Raw genomic sequence first — 16,310 nt, 5'->3', positions numbered from 1 at the left:
TTCCAAAGATTCCAAAGATTCCAAAGATTCCAAAGATTCCAAAGATTCCAAAGATTCCAAAGATTCCAAAGATTCCAAAGATTCCAAAGAAATAATAGAGCAAATACTCTACCCCACTCTATATTTCTTCTTATTTTTAATTTACTTCTTTTATTATTACTGAATTACTGATCTTTAGATTGTTCCACGTGGAACGCTGAATTGTTTTTATGATCCTTAAATAAAAAAGCAGGATTACTCCTGCTTTTTATCACTACACAACTTTCTTAGTCAGTGAACGTTACACGAGCAATTGCTTTCTTACCTGATTGAATAATGAAAGTACCGTTTTCTTTTACAGAGAAACTTGCATCAACAGCATTCCAGTCAACTTTTACTGCTCCGCGAGCTACAGCATCTTTTGCAGCTGCTGCATTCGGATTTAGGCCAGCTAAACGTAGAATCGTAGCAATAAAGATTTCTCCACCAAACTCACCACGTGAAATAGTCACCTCTGGGGTGTCTTCGGGTACTTCACCTTCTGTAATAAGGTTACCAGCACTTTTATGTGCATTAGCTGCAGCTTCTGCATCATGGAAACGTTCAACGAGCTCCAGCGCAAGGATGCGTTTTACTTCTTGTGGATTACGACCAGCAGCAATTTCATCTAATAAAGTTTTGATCTCATCTAGAGATTTAAAGCTGAGTAAATCGAAATAGCGTTCAATTAGAGAATCAGGCATTGATAAAACTTTTTGGTACATTGCCCCTGGTGTATCAAATACGCCAATATAGTTACCCAAAGATTTAGACATTTTATTTACGCCATCTAAACCTTCTAGAATCGGTACAGTGATACACACTTGTGATTCTTGGCCATAACGACTTTGTAAAGTACGCCCCATAAGTAAGTTAAAGGTCTGGTCTGTACCACCTAACTCTACGTCAGCTTCAAGTGCAATAGAGTCATAGCCTTGAACTAAAGGATATAAAAACTCGTGGATTGCAATCGGCTGATGGTTGCTATAACGCTTTGTAAAGTCGTCACGCTCTAACATACGAGATACGGTTTGTTGGCTTGCCAACTGAATAAGGTCAGCAGCAGACTTCTGATTAAACCATTCTGAGTTAAAACGTACTTTTGTTTTATGCGGATCTAATATTTTGAAAACTTGTTCTTGATAAGTTTTAGCGTTGGCTTCTACTTGTTCTCGTGACAACGGCGGACGGGTTGCGCTTTTACCAGTTGGGTCACCAATCATGGCAGTATAGTCACCAATCAAGAAGGTCACTTCATGACCCAAATCTTGGAACGTTTTTAATTTATTAATAAGAACAGTATGTCCTAAATGCAAATCTGGTGCTGTAGGGTCAAAACCAGCTTTAATTTTAAGGGGACGGTTCTCTTTGAGCTTTTTCAGTAAATCTTCTTCTGAAATAATTTCGTGCGTGCCTCGTTGGATGAGGGCAAGCTGTTCTTCGGCGGGCAAGAAATTTGACATCACAAAACCTAAACACATCAGTTATTCAATTTGTGCGATATACTAACATTTTTTCAGCGTCTTGCAGGGGAAGTTGCATATGAGCGCAATCTATATCGGCGTAATGACTGGCACTAGTATGGATGGTGTGGATATTGTTGCGGCTTCATTTGAGCCACTACAGCTTCATGCCACTCTTACAGTTCCATTTGAACCCGAGTTACGTGATGAGCTTATGGCATTAACTTTACCTGATGACAATGAAATTGATCGTATGGGTAAAGCTGATGTTGCTCTAGCGAAAATGATTGGTCACGGGATTAATACTCTTATTGAAAAACATCAATTAGATCGCAGTCAAATTAAAGCGATTGGTTCACATGGGCAAACCATTCGTCACCGTCCAGAACATGGGTTTACGCTACAAATTGGCGATCCCAATATCATTACCGAAATCACTCAAATTCCAGTTGTTTCAGATTTTCGTCGTAGAGATATGGCAGCAGGTGGTCAAGGTGCACCATTAGTGCCTGCTTTCCATCAGGCCTTATTTCAACATCCAAGTATCCATCGTGTGATTTTAAATTTGGGTGGTATTGCTAATGTGAGTATGCTGCCTGCCAACAATGCAGACGGCGTATTTGGTTTTGATACAGGTCCTGCAAATATTTTGATGGATGCGTGGTGTCATCGTCATACTGGTCATCCATATGATGAAAATGGTGATTGGGCAGCTTATGGGCACCCTATCCGCTCTTTACTCGATCGCCTTCATGCACATGAATATTTTTCTAAAGAACCACCGAAAAGTACGGGACGTGAAGATTTCAATATTGACTGGTTGGATGATCAGTTAATCGATTGGCGAAACGATCTAACTTATGATGAGTTAGAAGACACACCTGAAAACGTCCAAGCCACCTTATTAAAACTCACTGTGCGTGCTATTCAAAAAGCGATTTATCGCTCAGAGATGGAAACAGGTGAAGTATATGTTTGTGGTGGTGGTGCTTATAACTCTTATTTATTAGAACAATTACGCTGGCGTTTACGTAAGCATAATTGGTCAGTTCAACCAACAGATGTTTTAGGACTCTCCCCTACTTGGGTCGAGGCTACAGCATTTGCATGGTTAGCAATGCGTTTTATGAATGGTTTAAGTGGTAATTTGCCAGCAGTAACAGGTGCTTCGGATTTCAGAATTCTAGGGACGATCACGGCGGTATAAAACTATTTATTGATTTGTTTGGTAAGATTCGACCTCATAGCACATTTACTGACCCGAAATGCTGTTATTTAAATGAGCATAAAAACTCATGATAAGTGCCAACAAAAATAATTTGAGGCACTGTCATCATGGATCTGACCAAACGTATCCATCAGTACACGCGTGGCGACTGGACATTCGATGTGATTGATTCAGGCCCTATTGATGGCCCACTTGTTGTTTTATTGCATGGTTTTCCCGAAACTGCTCATAGTTGGGAACAAACCTCGGAATTATTGCATCAGCATCAATTTAGAACACTTGCAATTCATCAACGGGGCTATAGTTTAAATGCTAGACCTCAAAGCCGATTTCAATATTCACTGAGTGAACTGGTAGAAGACGTTGCAATTTTTATTAAGCAACTGGGTCAAGCTGTCTATTTAATAGGGCACGACTGGGGATCGGTAATCGCTTCGGGCGTTGCAATGAAGTATCCACAATATATTCAACATCTCACTTTAGTTTCTGTACCCCATCAGGCTGCTTTTTTAAAAGCCTGCTTAAGCAGCAAACAACTTTTTAAATCTTATTATTTTGCAGTTTTTCAGCTTCCTCTTCTTCCTGAGGTTCTATTTAAAAAGATGCCTAAATTAGGTCGTAAATTTCTTCAGTCATCTGGCATGACCGAGCAGCAAATTGAAACATTCGAGACCGAGTTTATAAAGGAAAATAGATTAGGTACGGCATTGAATTGGTATCGTGGCTTTTTTTGGGATAAACCTCAAAATCCGTTTAAAACAATAAATGTCCCTACTCTTTTTATTTGGGGTAAACATGATATTGCCGTTACAGAAAAAAGTGCCAAGTTAAACTCAAGTTATTTTAAAAATAGTTATCGTGCAGTTTTTATGGATGCTTCGCATTGGATTCCATATCAGAATGCACCTGAACTGGTGCAATACTTTTTAGAATCTGTCCGTAAAAAATAATGTTCTGACCAATAAAAAAACCTCTCAAAATAGAGAGGTTTTTTTAATTTTAAAATTCTTTTTAAATCGAGAATGAAGAACCACAACCACATGTTGTTGTTGCATTCGGGTTTTGAATGATAAAACGTGAACCTTCAAGGCCTTCTACATAATCAACCACTGAGCCAATTAAATACTGATAGCTGAGTGAATCAACAAGCATTTTTACATCGCCATTAACAAATTCTGCATCATCTTCATTTACACTTTCAGCAAAATTAAAGCCATATGAAAACCCTGAACATCCGCCTCCCGTTACATATACACGTAACATGAGATCGTCATTCCCTTCACTATCACGGAGTTGGCGTACCTTATTGGCAGCATTATCTGTCAAAACTAGAGCTTGGGCATTCATGATGATTGTTCCTCGGATTTTGCTGTGCCTTTCAAAATAAAAAAGACCCTATATTGAGTATAGCATAATCAATATAGGGTCTGTCTTCGAAGTTTAAAGCGAATCTTGAGTATTTTTATCAAGATTATTTGTAATTCTCGTCTTGTAAGCCACATTCGAAGTTTTTAGCATCTTGCTTACAACGGAATTGCCATAATAGTTTCATCATACGTTTATCATACACACCACGTTGTGTAAGGCTAATTCGTGACTCACGCATCAGCTTTTGGTAACCCGGTTTATCTGCTGGTGGAACATCCATCCAGTATTTTTGTGGAATATCAGCTTTCATTTTACCCAAGATCGTAAAGGCACGTGGTAACTGACCCGAAACCCACTCTCTAGATTTCTGACCAAAACCAGCTGGGAACTTATCAGGACGGATAATAATATTTCCTGTCACCTGTAAGATCGGATAGTTCACGATCGCCCCTTTTGTTCCTAAACCTTTTTGTAGTTCTAAAGGTTTAAATGCTGACGCAGGTGCACCAATAATGTCTACCTGATGGTTATTAAATTTAGCACCGAAATTTGTTATATCAGCACTAACAGCCTGCGCACCTACCTGCTGAACCATAATTTTTTGAGCTTCATCATAGTCAAGTACAGCAATTTTTTTACCTGCAGCTTTCGCTACTGTATTGATGCTGCGATCATTTACTAAAAGATAAGCATCGCCAACTGGAATAACACCTACAACCTCATAGCGGCCGTTAACCATATATTTACTAAAAGTCGGACTCGCTAAACCCTGCATTACCTTTACAGCAAGCTTGAGGTCAGGAATGGCCCCAATTGCATCTAATGACCCTGTAAAGGAGTTAAATTGACGACCACGCATGCCTGACACACTAATGCCATCACATTTGCCTGCTTTAAAATCTTCAGCAATAACGGCTTCATTCTGGTTTACTTTCAGTTCGATATCAGCTCCCCAGTTTTTTGCTGCAAGTTGATAATCCTTCATCAGCGCATATACATCACCATTTTTACCAACGAAGTCAAAAACACATACTGTTTGTTTAGCCTGAGCTGCAAAAGAAACTGTGGTCAGTCCCATCGCAAGTAATAGCATTTTGGAAAATTGCATATTCTTTTTCCTTTCCTTGTGGAATTTTTTGTTTTTCGATACCAAGAAATTTCACACCAATATGGTATGAGTCGGATAGGCTTCATATAAAAAATCATATTGAAGATATTTTTACAGATCCATTTTGCTTTTATGATTTTATTTCCATCAAAAATAGATAGTCGTCTATCTATTAGCAATTATTTTAATCACAGAAGTCCTTGATCCATTTTTATACCTTCATGTTTCCTTATGAAGTTTTTATCTAAATTTAGCTTAACGTCTTTCTAGTTATCCACAATGGCAGAATTGACAGCATATACAAAACAAAAAGCCTAGAACTAAGTCTAGGCTTTCTGAGAAAAATTAAGATTATTCACCAGGCATTGAACATTCAAAGTTAGCCTTGTCTACAGAACAACGCGCTTTTTTCAATACAGACATCATTCCTGCATCGTAAACACCACGTTTAGTTAAATCCATACGGCCATCACGCAACATTTTTTGATATTTAAGTTTGTCTTCTGCACTTAAATTCATTTTGTATTTGCCAGGAATCTGAGCTTCTAAACGGTTGATCATTGCAAAGTTCTTAGGCAACTGTTTAACAAACCAGTCACGAGATTTTTGACCAAAACCAGCTGGGAATTTATCAGAACGTAATACTAGATCAGCTGTAACGTGTAATACAGGGAAGTTCCACATTACACCGTTTGCACCTAAACCTTTATTTAATTCTAATGGTTTGTAAGCATAAGCAGGCGCACCTACCATATCTACTTGGCCATTATTAAATTTCGCAGCAAAGTTTGAAATATCAGAAAGAACTGCTTGAGCACCTACACGCTGCACCATAATTTTTTGTGCATCGTCATAACCTAATACAGCGAATTTTTTACCCGCAGCTTTTTCAACAGAGTTAATGTTTTTGTCACGTACGAAAATGAACGCTGAACCTAGCGGAGAAATACCAGCTACTTCGTATTTTTTACCACCCATATTAGTGGTCATTTTTGCAGCATTACGTGCATCTAATACATAGGTAATTGCACGTTGAGCGATTTGGTTATTTGGAACACCGCCAAGTGAGTCGATAGATCCTGCGAATTTGTTATATTGGCGTGCACGCATTGCTGTCATTGCTACAGCATCACATTTACCCGCTTTAAAATCATTATCAGCAACAGCCTCGTCTTGACGAGGTACCAAGTTAATTTCAGTACCCCAGCCTTTTGCAGCTAGAGCCCATTCTTCCATCATTTTATATGAGTCGCCTGCTTTTCCTAAGAGGTCGAATACACACACGGTACTCGCTGCTTGCGCTGAAGCAGAAAAACCAACAACAGAAGCGGCAGCCATAGCAAGTACGATTTTTTTCATTTTCTTCATCCTTCCACGGAACAGATTTTTTGTTTGAAGTTTCCTTTCAAAGACAGATATTAATCATGTTTTTTAGAAAAAAATAGAGCATTTACTCAATTTTTTTATCTAATTGAACCATTGTTTGTTCAATTTAAATTATTTATTAGCGATAAAAATCTCTACGTTTCCGTAAGTTACTTTTTATATTCACAATTTTCATACCCATATTCAGTATGGAAATATATGTAGGGTTTTTGTGATGAAAAAATAATCTACTCTCCATTAAGCGTACATTCAAAATTTGTCCGTTCGACTGTACAGCGAGCACGCTTAAGTACACTCATCATGGTCGCATCATATACACCCTGTTTGGTTAAGTTGAGACGCCCCTCTCTTAAAAGTTTTTGATATTTGGTTTTATCTTCTGCTGAAAAATTCGTTCTAATTTTTGACGGTACGCCCATTTCTAACCGCTTTATCATGGCAAAGTTTTGAGGTAATTTTTGTATAAACCAATCACGTGATTTTATGCCAAAATCTGTAGGGAACTTATCAGTTCTCGCAATTAAATCTCCAGTAACATTCACCACTGGAAAATTAAACATGGCCCCTTTAGTGCCTATACCTTTGCCAATCTCTAGTGGTTTATAAGCATAAGCAGGTGCAGCAATTGCATCGACTTGTCCACTATTAAACTTTTTCACAAAATCATTAATTTCAGAAGGAATAGGCTGCGCCCCCACACTTTCTACCATAATTTTTTGAGCAAGGTCATAATGCAAAATAGCGAATTTTTTACCGCGAACTTTTTCAATGGAATTCAGGTTTTTATCTCTTACAAATAAATATGCCAGACCAATCTGAACAATACCAACGACCTCATAATTCGTTCCATTTTGTGCAGTCACCATACGATGTTTATTACGCTTATCTAAAATATAACTAATCGCTTTTTGCGCAATAGCATTACTGGTTACCCCACCAATCGCATCTATAGAACCTGCAAATTTATTATAGTTTCGTGCCCGCATGGAGGTCATATAAGCAGCATCACATTTACCTTCACGAAGCCTACGGTCCACCAGAGCTTCATCTTGAAATGGAATTAAGGTGATATCAGCTTGCCAGTCCTTTGCTGCAAGCGCCCACTCTTCCATCATTTTATAAGATTCACCTGACTTTCCTAATAAATCAAATACACACACATTTTGTCCCGCATGTGCTGTTCCCATAGCACAGCAAAATACTGCACTAATTATCCCCAATCTTTTTTTCATTTGACTTTCCTTAGTCTAGTTTTATTAGTAGCTCATTAATCAACCAAACTTTAAACTGTTTTTATTTTAGTCATTTTTTTTAAAAAGTGTTCTATCTTGTTCAATATTGAAGATATTTCGGATGAATAGCTGAACCTAGAATATTTCGATGTATACAATTGTTGTCCGCTTCTAACTAAAATCCGGAAAGTTTTGTTTTCATCGGCAGTTCTCTTTAAAATACGGCATTCCTCACTCACCTCGATACAATAAGATGATTCAATTTGACCAAGTTTCTTTACGCCGCGGTGGACGTATTCTATTTCAAAAAGCGTCTATGCAATTACACCCAGGTTGGAAAATTGGTCTGACTGGGGTCAATGGTGCAGGTAAATCAACCTTATTTGCAGCGTTACTAGGTAGCTTAGGTGCAGATGAAGGTTCACTTACTCGTCCTTCAGGCTGGATCGTGGCGCATATGGCGCAAGAAATAAAAGCACTAGACATGCCTGCAATTGATTTTGTTCTCTCAGGTGATGAAGAGTTTTGGGATATTCAAAATAAGCTTGCTCAACCAGATCAACTGAGTGACTTTGAATTGGCTAAATTGCATGGCCGCTTTGATGAAATTCATGGTTATTCAGCGCCCTCTAAAGCAGCTCAGCTTATGGCTGGTCTTGGTTTTCTAGAAAATCAATTGCGTTTGAACGTTGAGAGTTTCTCTGGTGGATGGCGTATGCGTTTAAATTTGGCGCGTACCCTAATGAGCCGTTCAGATTTATTATTACTGGATGAACCAACAAACCACTTAGACTTAGATGCAATTTTATGGTTAGAAGATTGGCTTAAAGCCTATGAAGGTACACTCATCCTAATTTCGCATGACCGCGATTTTTTAGATGCGATTACAGATCATATTCTGCATATTGAAAATCAGGAGCTCACCCTTTACACCGGAAATTACTCTACATTTGAAACCACGCGTAGTGAACGTCTTGCTCAGCAGCAACAAGCTTTTGAGAAGCAACAAGAAACACGTGCTCACCTACAAAAATTTATTGACCGTTTTAAAGCAAAAGCGACTAAAGCTCGTCAGGCACAAAGTCGAATTAAACAACTTGAGCGCATGCAAGAGCTCGCTCCAGCTCATATTGATACACCTTTTACTTTTAGTTTCCGCGAACCAACCAAAATGAGTTCGCCGTTACTGACTTTAGACAATGCCAGCATTGGTTATGGCGATAAACAAATAGCAGAAAAAATCAGATTACAAATTACACCAACCTCTCGTATTGGTTTACTTGGTATGAACGGCGCAGGTAAATCCACCTTAATTAAGAGCTTAGTGGGTGATTTACCGCTCTTAGCTGGTGAACGCAAGGCGTCAGAGTTACTTAATATTGGTTACTTTGCACAGCACCAAATGGATGCTTTAGATGGCCACGCTACTCCAATGTTACAAATTGCCCGTTTAGCAGGTAAACAAATTAGTGAAGCGACCTTACGTTCTTTTTTAGGTAGTTTTGGCTTTAGTGGTGAACGCATGGATACGCCATGTGAAACCTTTTCTGGTGGAGAGCGCGCTCGTTTGGCCCTCGCACTGATTGTATGGCAGCGCCCAAATGTTTTGATTCTGGATGAACCGACGAACCATTTAGATCTTGATATGCGTCATGCACTAAGCATGGCATTACAAGATTTTGAAGGCGCTGTCGTGCTGGTTTCCCACGAACGTCAACTCATTGCAAGTGTTTGTGACGAGCTTCTTTTGGTACACGGCGGTAAATGTACCGAGTTCGAAGGTGATTTACAGGATTATGCAAAATGGCTACGTGAAGCACGTCAGCAACTAATTAATGCTCAGACTGCTGTAGCACAGAATAATTCTTCCTCTGCTGCTCCTACTCCCACTAAAGTCGATAAAGAAGCACAGCGTAAAGAAGCAGCTCGCCGTCGTGAACAAACCAGACCTATTCGTAAAAATATTGAAAAAATTGAGTCTCAAATTGAGAAACTTCAACCACAACTTGCCAAAATTGAAGAGTCTTTAGCAGATACATCTTTATATGATGCAGCACGTAAGGATGATCTACTCAAGCTTATGAATGAACAGACTGAACTGAAAGCTAAACTTGAGCAATATGAAGAACAGCTTTTAGAACTTATGATGGAATTAGAAGAGATGGAAGCCTCTTTTGATTAATCTATTTTTCAAAATAAAAAAGCCGATTTCTTAATCGGCTTTTTTATTAATTAATAAGGGGTATAAAAAGCCCCTAATTCATTTAAATTGGTATTGATTGGCAAAGGCCAAACATTGCTTGATAGGCTGTCTGCAATATATAAATCATAACCGCCACGGCTTCCTGTCTGCCCCGCAAGAGAAACCACCATATACCGCTGGTCTAAAGGTGCCGGATCTGATGTATTTACGACTGTACTATTAAAAGGCAAACGAGTGTTTTGTTTGGTAGCCATATCATAAACATAGATCTGATCATGGGTATTTGTTGAGTTATACCAGCGCACATATAAAAACTGGCTTCCCTGCCACCATACTGGATAATATGAGGCAATACTGGTTAGCTGTGTATTATAAGCACCCGACTGATCAATACTAAAAATTCTAGAATTACTACTCACACCTTTGGCATATAAGATTTGCGTAGTATTGACCATTGGATACGGCATTGACTCTTCGATATCCCAACCATTATGGGTGACAGATGCAATTGTCCGGTCAGTTATCTTGATGATTTTTAAATCACCATCTTGCTTAAAAATAATGCGTTGGTTATCTAGAAATTTAGGATCTTCATCCCGCTTGTTATTCCCTTGGGTTAAATTGATTGGTAATTCTGTGCTCCCAACTCTCCAAGCATAAACATCCCACGCATCTCCATAATGCTGTCCAGAATTAACCCCCATAAAAGTGAGCCATTTCCCATCTGGGGAAAAATGACCATTCATCATGTGGTCAATTTTCCAGTTTGCACCCAGTAATGTGGTTTGCTGCGTTGTGAAATTATAAAGATAAAGCTTACTGTCCCATGCGTCATAATTACTATAACGATGAAAAACTAATTTTCCGTAAAAAGTGGGTGCTGTGGCAGCATGCAGTTGAAATAAGCAATTAAAAAATAAGATTGCAATACATAAAAGTTTTTGTGTTTTTTTCAAAATTATATTCTCTTGTAATAAATGAGTATCCAAGAGAATAGCAGTTTACAAATTTATTTTCTTATAAAACAAAAGGCTTTGTCTAAAATTAAACAAAGCCTTTTATTAACTTATCATAAAAAAGATTATCTAAATTTTTTATGATTTTCATTTCGAATTTTGACTAAATTCATTGCTTCAGTTTTTGCTTGATCTAACTGTTCGTGCTCAACCAATGCAGTTACTTTATCAATCTCAGCAACAAGCTGATCTAAACCAGATTGGTACTCTTTTACCTGCACATTTCCTGAAGGTAAACCTTCGAGTTTATGCGGCAAATATTGCTTAGAAGAAACTGCTGCTTCACGCATTACAACAAGCTGTTGTTTCGCATTAGTAGCATCTTTCGCTTCAGCAAATGCTTTAGTGCTCTTAGCTAAAGTTTTCATATTCGTTTCTAAATCAGCCGCCCAAACAGCAGAGCTTCCTAAAAAAACACATGAGATTAGCAAGCCTGCTAATAATTTCTGACTCATCATCTGCTCTCCCTAAACTGACTTAGAATCATGTTATGAATTAAGCATCAATATCTGCATTTAAAGCATTCTCTTCAATGAATGCACGACGTGGTTCCACATCATCACCCATTAAGCAAGAGAACATACGATCTGCTTCAATCGCATCGTCAATGGTTACCTGTAACATATGACGATTCTCTGGGTCCATTGTCGTTTCCCAAAGCTGCTCAGCATTCATCTCACCAAGACCTTTATAGCGTTGGATCATCATACCGCGGCGCGAATCTTGCAAAATATGCTGCCAAACTTGATGGAAGTTAGCCACTTGAATACGGCGATCACCTTTTTGTAAATAAGCACCATCTTCCAGCAAACTGAACCAACTCTTCGAGTTTTTTAGCAAACGAGCATACTCAGCTGAATTCAATAAGCCTGCATCAAGCAAATATGCGTGTGGCAAGTTATGAACATATACAGTAATACGCGGCCAATAATGCGCAGATTTTTCACCCTGAGCATTTTCACGCTCAAATGACTCTAGTGTAATTTCTGGACGTAAACTTGGCTGTAATCTTGTAATGATATCTTTTACTTGATCAGCCCATTGTTGCACATAAGCTTCATCATGGTTTTGATCGCTCTTGAATGCCTCTATTTCAAGTAAAGCATCCAATAAGCTAGCCGGATAACGTAACGTTAAGCGCTGTAAGCTCTTTTGCGAAACTTGATAATCCTGAATGACTTTAGCAAGTGCTTCACCTGTAATTGATGGTGCTTCAGCATTGGTATGCAAAGATAGCTCATCAATCGCATTTGAAATTAAATAATTTTCCAATGCATCATTATCTTTGATGTATTGTTCCTGCTTACCTTTTTTCAATTTGTATAAAGGTGGCTGTGCAATATAGATATACCCACGCTCAACCAATTCTGGCATTTGACGGAAGAAGAACGTTAACAACAAGGTTCGAATATGCGAACCATCAACGTCGGCATCGGTCATGATAATGATTTTATGATAACGCAGCTTGTCAGGATTATATTCTTCACGACCAATACCACAGCCGAGAGCAGTAATTAAAGTACCCACCTCCTGACTAGAAATCATTTTGTCAAAGCGTGCACGTTCAACGTTCAGGATTTTACCTTTCAACGGCAAAATAGCCTGCATTTTACGGTTACGGCCTTGCTTGGCACTACCACCTGCAGAGTCACCCTCGACAAGATATAATTCAGAAAGTGCTGGATCTTTTTCCTGACAATCTGCCAATTTTCCTGGTAAACCAGCAATATCAAGTGCGCTCTTACGACGCGTCATTTCACGCGCTTTACGTGCAGCATCACGCGCACGTGCAGCATCAATAATCTTACCGGCAATTGACTTTGCAGCTTGCGGGTTTTCAAGTAAGTAAGCAGAGAACTCTTTGTTCATTGCTTGCTCAACAGCAGGTTTTACTTCACTCGATACCAGTTTTTCTTTGGTTTGAGATGAAAATTTTGGATCAGGTACTTTTACCGAAATAATAGCGGTTAAACCTTCACGTGCATCGTCGCCCGTTACATTGACTTTTTCTTTCTTGAGAATATTTTCATTTTCAAGATATTGGTTTAAACCACGCGTCAAAGCTGCACGGAAACCAGCTAAATGGCTACCGCCATCTTTTTGAGGAATGTTATTGGTAAAGCAACGAACGTTTTCTTGATAACTTTCATTCCACTGCAAGGCTACTTCTACACCAATACCGCTATCTGTATCCGCAGTAAAATGGAAAATCTCATTTAGATGAGTTTTACCTTCGTTAATGTATTTTACAAACTCAGATAATCCACCTTCGTAGTCATATACATGTTCAAGGTTAATACGTTCATCGCGTAATACAATACGTACGCCCGCGTTTAAGAATGAAAGCTCACGTAAACGGCGTGCTAGAATTTCTACGTTAAAAATGGTTTGAGTAAATGTTAATTCACTTGGCCAAAAGCGTACCGTTGTACCACTCTTATCCGTTTCACCAATCACACGTAATGGATATTGCGGATCGCCGTGTTGATATTCTTGCTCATGCACTTGACCAGCACGAGAAATCATTAAATGTAATTTACTCGAAAGTGCGTTTACTACAGAAACACCTACGCCGTGTAAACCACCTGAAACCTTATAGCTGTTGTCATCAAACTTACCGCCTGCGTGCAGAATGGTAAGAATTACTTCCGCTGCAGAAACACCTTCTTCAGGGTGAATATCAGTTGGAATACCACGACCATTATCAGAAACACTCACCGATTCATCTTCATGAATAGTGACAATAATTTCATCACAATGCCCAGCTAAAGCTTCATCGATTGCATTATCGACTACTTCAAATACCATATGGTGTAAACCGGTACCGTCGTCTGTATCCCCAATATACATACCCGGACGTTTACGAACTGCATCTAATCCACGTAATACTTTAATACTAGAGGAATCATAAGCCTTTTCATTGGTTTGTTCTGTTTGAGAGGCTGATTGAGACTCTGAACTCATGGTTTCTCCCTAGCAAATATAGGTTTATTCAAAGATGGGTAACATCAAAAAATTATGGTGAAGCAAGACTAACTTGACCGGATTCAACATTGAATAATTGATATGAAATAGACAAATCATGTAAATGTTTTTTTACCGATGCATGATCTAAAGTTGTCATAAAAACCTGGCTACCAAGTTGGCTTAATCGTTCAATTAAACGTTGTTGTGCGGTTAAGTCTAATTCTGCTGTCAGATCATCTAATAATACCACAGTTTCCTTATTACTCGCATGCAACATTGCAATTTGTGACAGTTTTAAGGCAATAATCAGCAGTTTTTTCTGACCTCTTGATAAAACCACATCAGCATGTCCATAAGGGGTTTTTAAGCGCAAATCGGCTCGATGTGGACCATATTCGGTATAACGTCGTTCGATGTCTTTTTGGTGTTGATTAAGCAGGTCTTGCATGAGTCCCTGCTCTGTATGAAAACCAGGACTGTATTCCAGTTCTATTTCAAGATCAGGGAGTAATTGCCTCAAATCATTTTGAAAAAAGACATTCCATTGTTCCACAATACCCAACCGCTGAGAGTGCAAAATTTCGCCATAGTCACTCAGCATTTTGTTCCAAGGCTCTAAATCAGCCAAAGACAAATTTCTTCGGGTTTTAAGTAAAGTATTACGTTGTTTTAATGCACGCGAGTAGTATTGCCATGCAAAATAAAACTCAGGTTCCACGTGGAACATCAGCCAATCCAAAAGTTGGCGTCGTGGTTTTGCACCATGGTCAATAATGTCTGTACTTTGTGGATCAAGATGCTGCAAAGGAAGTAATTTAGCAAGTTGGCCTTGGGTAGCCACGGTATCGCCATTGACCTTCATCAACTGCTCACCAGATGCCAACTTTTGCATGCCAATTTTCTCAGTACTAGACTGTGCAAAGACAATCGCATCTTCGGCAGCATACTGAATATAATTTTTAGGAATATGAGTGCGGAACGACCTCCCTGTTGCAAGCAAATGAATTGCTTCCAGAATTGAGGTTTTTCCTGAACCATTAGCGCCATAAAATATATTAAACGGTTGCAACCCTTGGAGTGCAACCGTTTTTAAATTACGCACACGTTCAATATTTAAGCGCGTAAGATGCATATTAGATAGCCAGACTATACACGCATCGGCATAACTACATAAGTTTGATCAGTATGTGCCGGGTCTTGAACCAAAACAGACTGATTCGCCTCACTCATACTCATATTTACGTCATCGCCATCAAGTACACCCAATACTTCAAGTAAATATTGCGCATTAAATGACATTTCGAGTGGTATATTTTGATATTGAATAGCTAAATCTTCAATAGCCTCATCTTGCTCAGGGTTATTCGCACGAAGCTGTAAAGAATCCTGATTAAAATTCAAGAAAACACCACGCAACTTTTCATTACTCAAAATTGCGACACGTTGTAATGATTGCTTAAATACATCATGGCTAATTAATACATGTTTATCGCCACCACGTGGAATCACGCGACGATAATCAGGGAATTTTCCATCAATCAATTTTGTAGTAAAACGAACAGTAATATTGCCCTGTTCCTTATCACGACTTGGCGTATTGATGGTTACATTTAACAATTCACGACCAATCAACAATGTTAATTGTTCATCTTCAATACTCAGTAAACGCTGTAATTCACCAACAGCTTTACGAGGTACAATGGCCTGCACCAATTGAGCTGATGTAGAAGACGCTGTAATTTCACAAAGTGCTAAACGGTGACCATCTGTTGTTACTGCACGTAATTGATTTTCATCAATTTCCAATAAAGTACCCGTTAAATAGAAACGTACATCTTGTACAGCCATCGCAAAAGCAGTTTTTTCAAATAAACGCTTTAACTCACGTTGGGTTACTTGTACTTGAGTACCCTGACTATTTTCAGTCGTCAATAATGGATAATCTTCTGCGGGTAAAGTCCCTAATACGAAACGGCTATTACCAGACTTTAAGATACATCTTTGATCTTCAGTAATTTGTAAATCAATTAATGCAGCTGTAGGTAATGATTTACAAATTTCCATTAACTTACGAGCAGGGACTGTTGTTTCCCCTGCTTCAAGGCATGCCCCTTCTGATAAAACAGTGCTCGCAACCAGCTCGACTTCTAGATCAGAACCAGTAATAGTGAGCGCCTGAGCATTAGTCTGAATTTTGACGTTTGAAAGAATATTCAATGTATGACGACGTTCTACCGCACCGACAACATGCGATAAAACATTGAGTAAACTTTCTTTAGCGATTTTCAAACGCACGATTCATTCCTCTAGCAACTTGGAGC

General features: G+C 38.8%; 13 protein-coding genes. 3 read left to right on the top strand and 10 right to left on the bottom strand.

The window, feature by feature from the left end; translation table 11 throughout:
• Positions 1–266 precede the first annotated feature (266 nt).
• A complete protein-coding gene (gene tyrS, locus F936_RS04990) occupies positions 267–1,499 on the bottom strand; it encodes a tyrosine--tRNA ligase (RefSeq protein ID WP_017390183.1) in 1,233 nt (410 codons plus the stop codon).
• 61 nt (positions 1,500–1,560) lie between these two features.
• Between tyrS and F936_RS04985 the strand changes: the two genes are divergently transcribed.
• Entirely contained in the window at positions 1,561–2,688 is a 1,128-nt protein-coding gene (locus tag F936_RS04985) for an anhydro-N-acetylmuramic acid kinase (RefSeq protein WP_005045355.1), read from the top strand.
• A 128-nt stretch (positions 2,689–2,816) separates the two neighbouring features.
• On the top strand, positions 2,817–3,659 hold the full coding sequence (locus F936_RS04980) for an alpha/beta fold hydrolase (RefSeq protein WP_005037775.1): 843 nt from the start codon (positions 2,817–2,819) through the stop codon (positions 3,657–3,659).
• A gap of 61 nt (positions 3,660–3,720) precedes the next feature.
• Here F936_RS04980 and erpA read toward each other — a convergent pair whose 3' ends face one another.
• From erpA to F936_RS04960, 4 genes are all read right to left on the bottom strand, one after another.
• Entirely contained in the window at positions 3,721–4,056 is a 336-nt protein-coding gene (gene erpA / locus F936_RS04975; protein ID WP_003656048.1) for an iron-sulfur cluster insertion protein ErpA, read from the bottom strand.
• 124 nt (positions 4,057–4,180) lie between these two features.
• Positions 4,181–5,185, bottom strand: coding sequence for a putative solute-binding protein (locus tag F936_RS04970; RefSeq protein WP_005045351.1), 1,005 nt, complete (start codon positions 5,183–5,185; stop codon positions 4,181–4,183).
• 351 nt (positions 5,186–5,536) lie between these two features.
• Positions 5,537–6,544: a putative solute-binding protein gene (locus F936_RS19170; protein ID WP_003656045.1), complete on the bottom strand. Its 1,008-nt coding sequence runs from the start codon at positions 6,542–6,544 to the stop codon at positions 5,537–5,539.
• A 254-nt stretch (positions 6,545–6,798) separates the two neighbouring features.
• Complete coding sequence (locus F936_RS04960) at positions 6,799–7,803, bottom strand: putative solute-binding protein (protein ID WP_005045349.1); 1,005 nt, start codon at positions 7,801–7,803, stop codon at positions 6,799–6,801.
• Positions 7,804–8,056: 253 nt separating this feature from the next.
• Here F936_RS04960 and F936_RS04955 point away from each other — a divergent pair, with 253 nt between their 5' ends.
• The gene (locus tag F936_RS04955; protein ID WP_005045347.1) at positions 8,057–9,985 is read left to right on the top strand and encodes an ATP-binding cassette domain-containing protein; all 1,929 of its coding nucleotides are present in this window, start codon (positions 8,057–8,059) and stop codon (positions 9,983–9,985) included.
• A gap of 50 nt (positions 9,986–10,035) precedes the next feature.
• Here F936_RS04955 and F936_RS04950 read toward each other — a convergent pair whose 3' ends face one another.
• The 5 genes from F936_RS04950 to dnaN all read right to left on the bottom strand — a co-directional run bounded on the left by F936_RS04950 (position 10,036) and on the right by dnaN (position 16,284).
• Positions 10,036–10,962 carry a TolB-like translocation protein gene (locus F936_RS04950; protein ID WP_005045344.1) on the bottom strand — a complete coding sequence of 309 codons (927 nt, stop codon included), beginning with the start codon at positions 10,960–10,962 and terminating at the stop codon, positions 10,036–10,038.
• Positions 10,963–11,087: 125 nt separating this feature from the next.
• The gene (cybC, locus tag F936_RS04945) at positions 11,088–11,480 is read right to left on the bottom strand and encodes a cytochrome b562 (RefSeq protein WP_016801973.1); all 393 of its coding nucleotides are present in this window, start codon (positions 11,478–11,480) and stop codon (positions 11,088–11,090) included.
• A 37-nt stretch (positions 11,481–11,517) separates the two neighbouring features.
• Positions 11,518–13,986: a DNA topoisomerase (ATP-hydrolyzing) subunit B gene (gene gyrB / locus F936_RS04940; RefSeq protein WP_003656037.1), complete on the bottom strand. Its 2,469-nt coding sequence runs from the start codon at positions 13,984–13,986 to the stop codon at positions 11,518–11,520.
• 52 nt (positions 13,987–14,038) lie between these two features.
• Entirely contained in the window at positions 14,039–15,121 is a 1,083-nt protein-coding gene (gene recF, locus F936_RS04935) for a DNA replication/repair protein RecF (RefSeq protein WP_003656036.1), read from the bottom strand.
• Positions 15,122–15,135: 14 nt separating this feature from the next.
• Positions 15,136–16,284, bottom strand: coding sequence for a DNA polymerase III subunit beta (gene dnaN, locus F936_RS04930; protein WP_005045339.1), 1,149 nt, complete (start codon positions 16,282–16,284; stop codon positions 15,136–15,138).
• Positions 16,285–16,310: the final 26 nt, after the last annotated feature.

It is taken from the genome of Acinetobacter calcoaceticus DSM 30006 = CIP 81.8 (assembly GCF_000368965.1).
In the GTDB taxonomy this organism is placed as follows: Bacteria; Pseudomonadota; Gammaproteobacteria; order Pseudomonadales; family Moraxellaceae; genus Acinetobacter; species Acinetobacter calcoaceticus.
The sequence above is the reverse complement of the archived record's forward strand: the minus strand, read 5'-3'. Positions and strand labels throughout refer to the sequence as shown.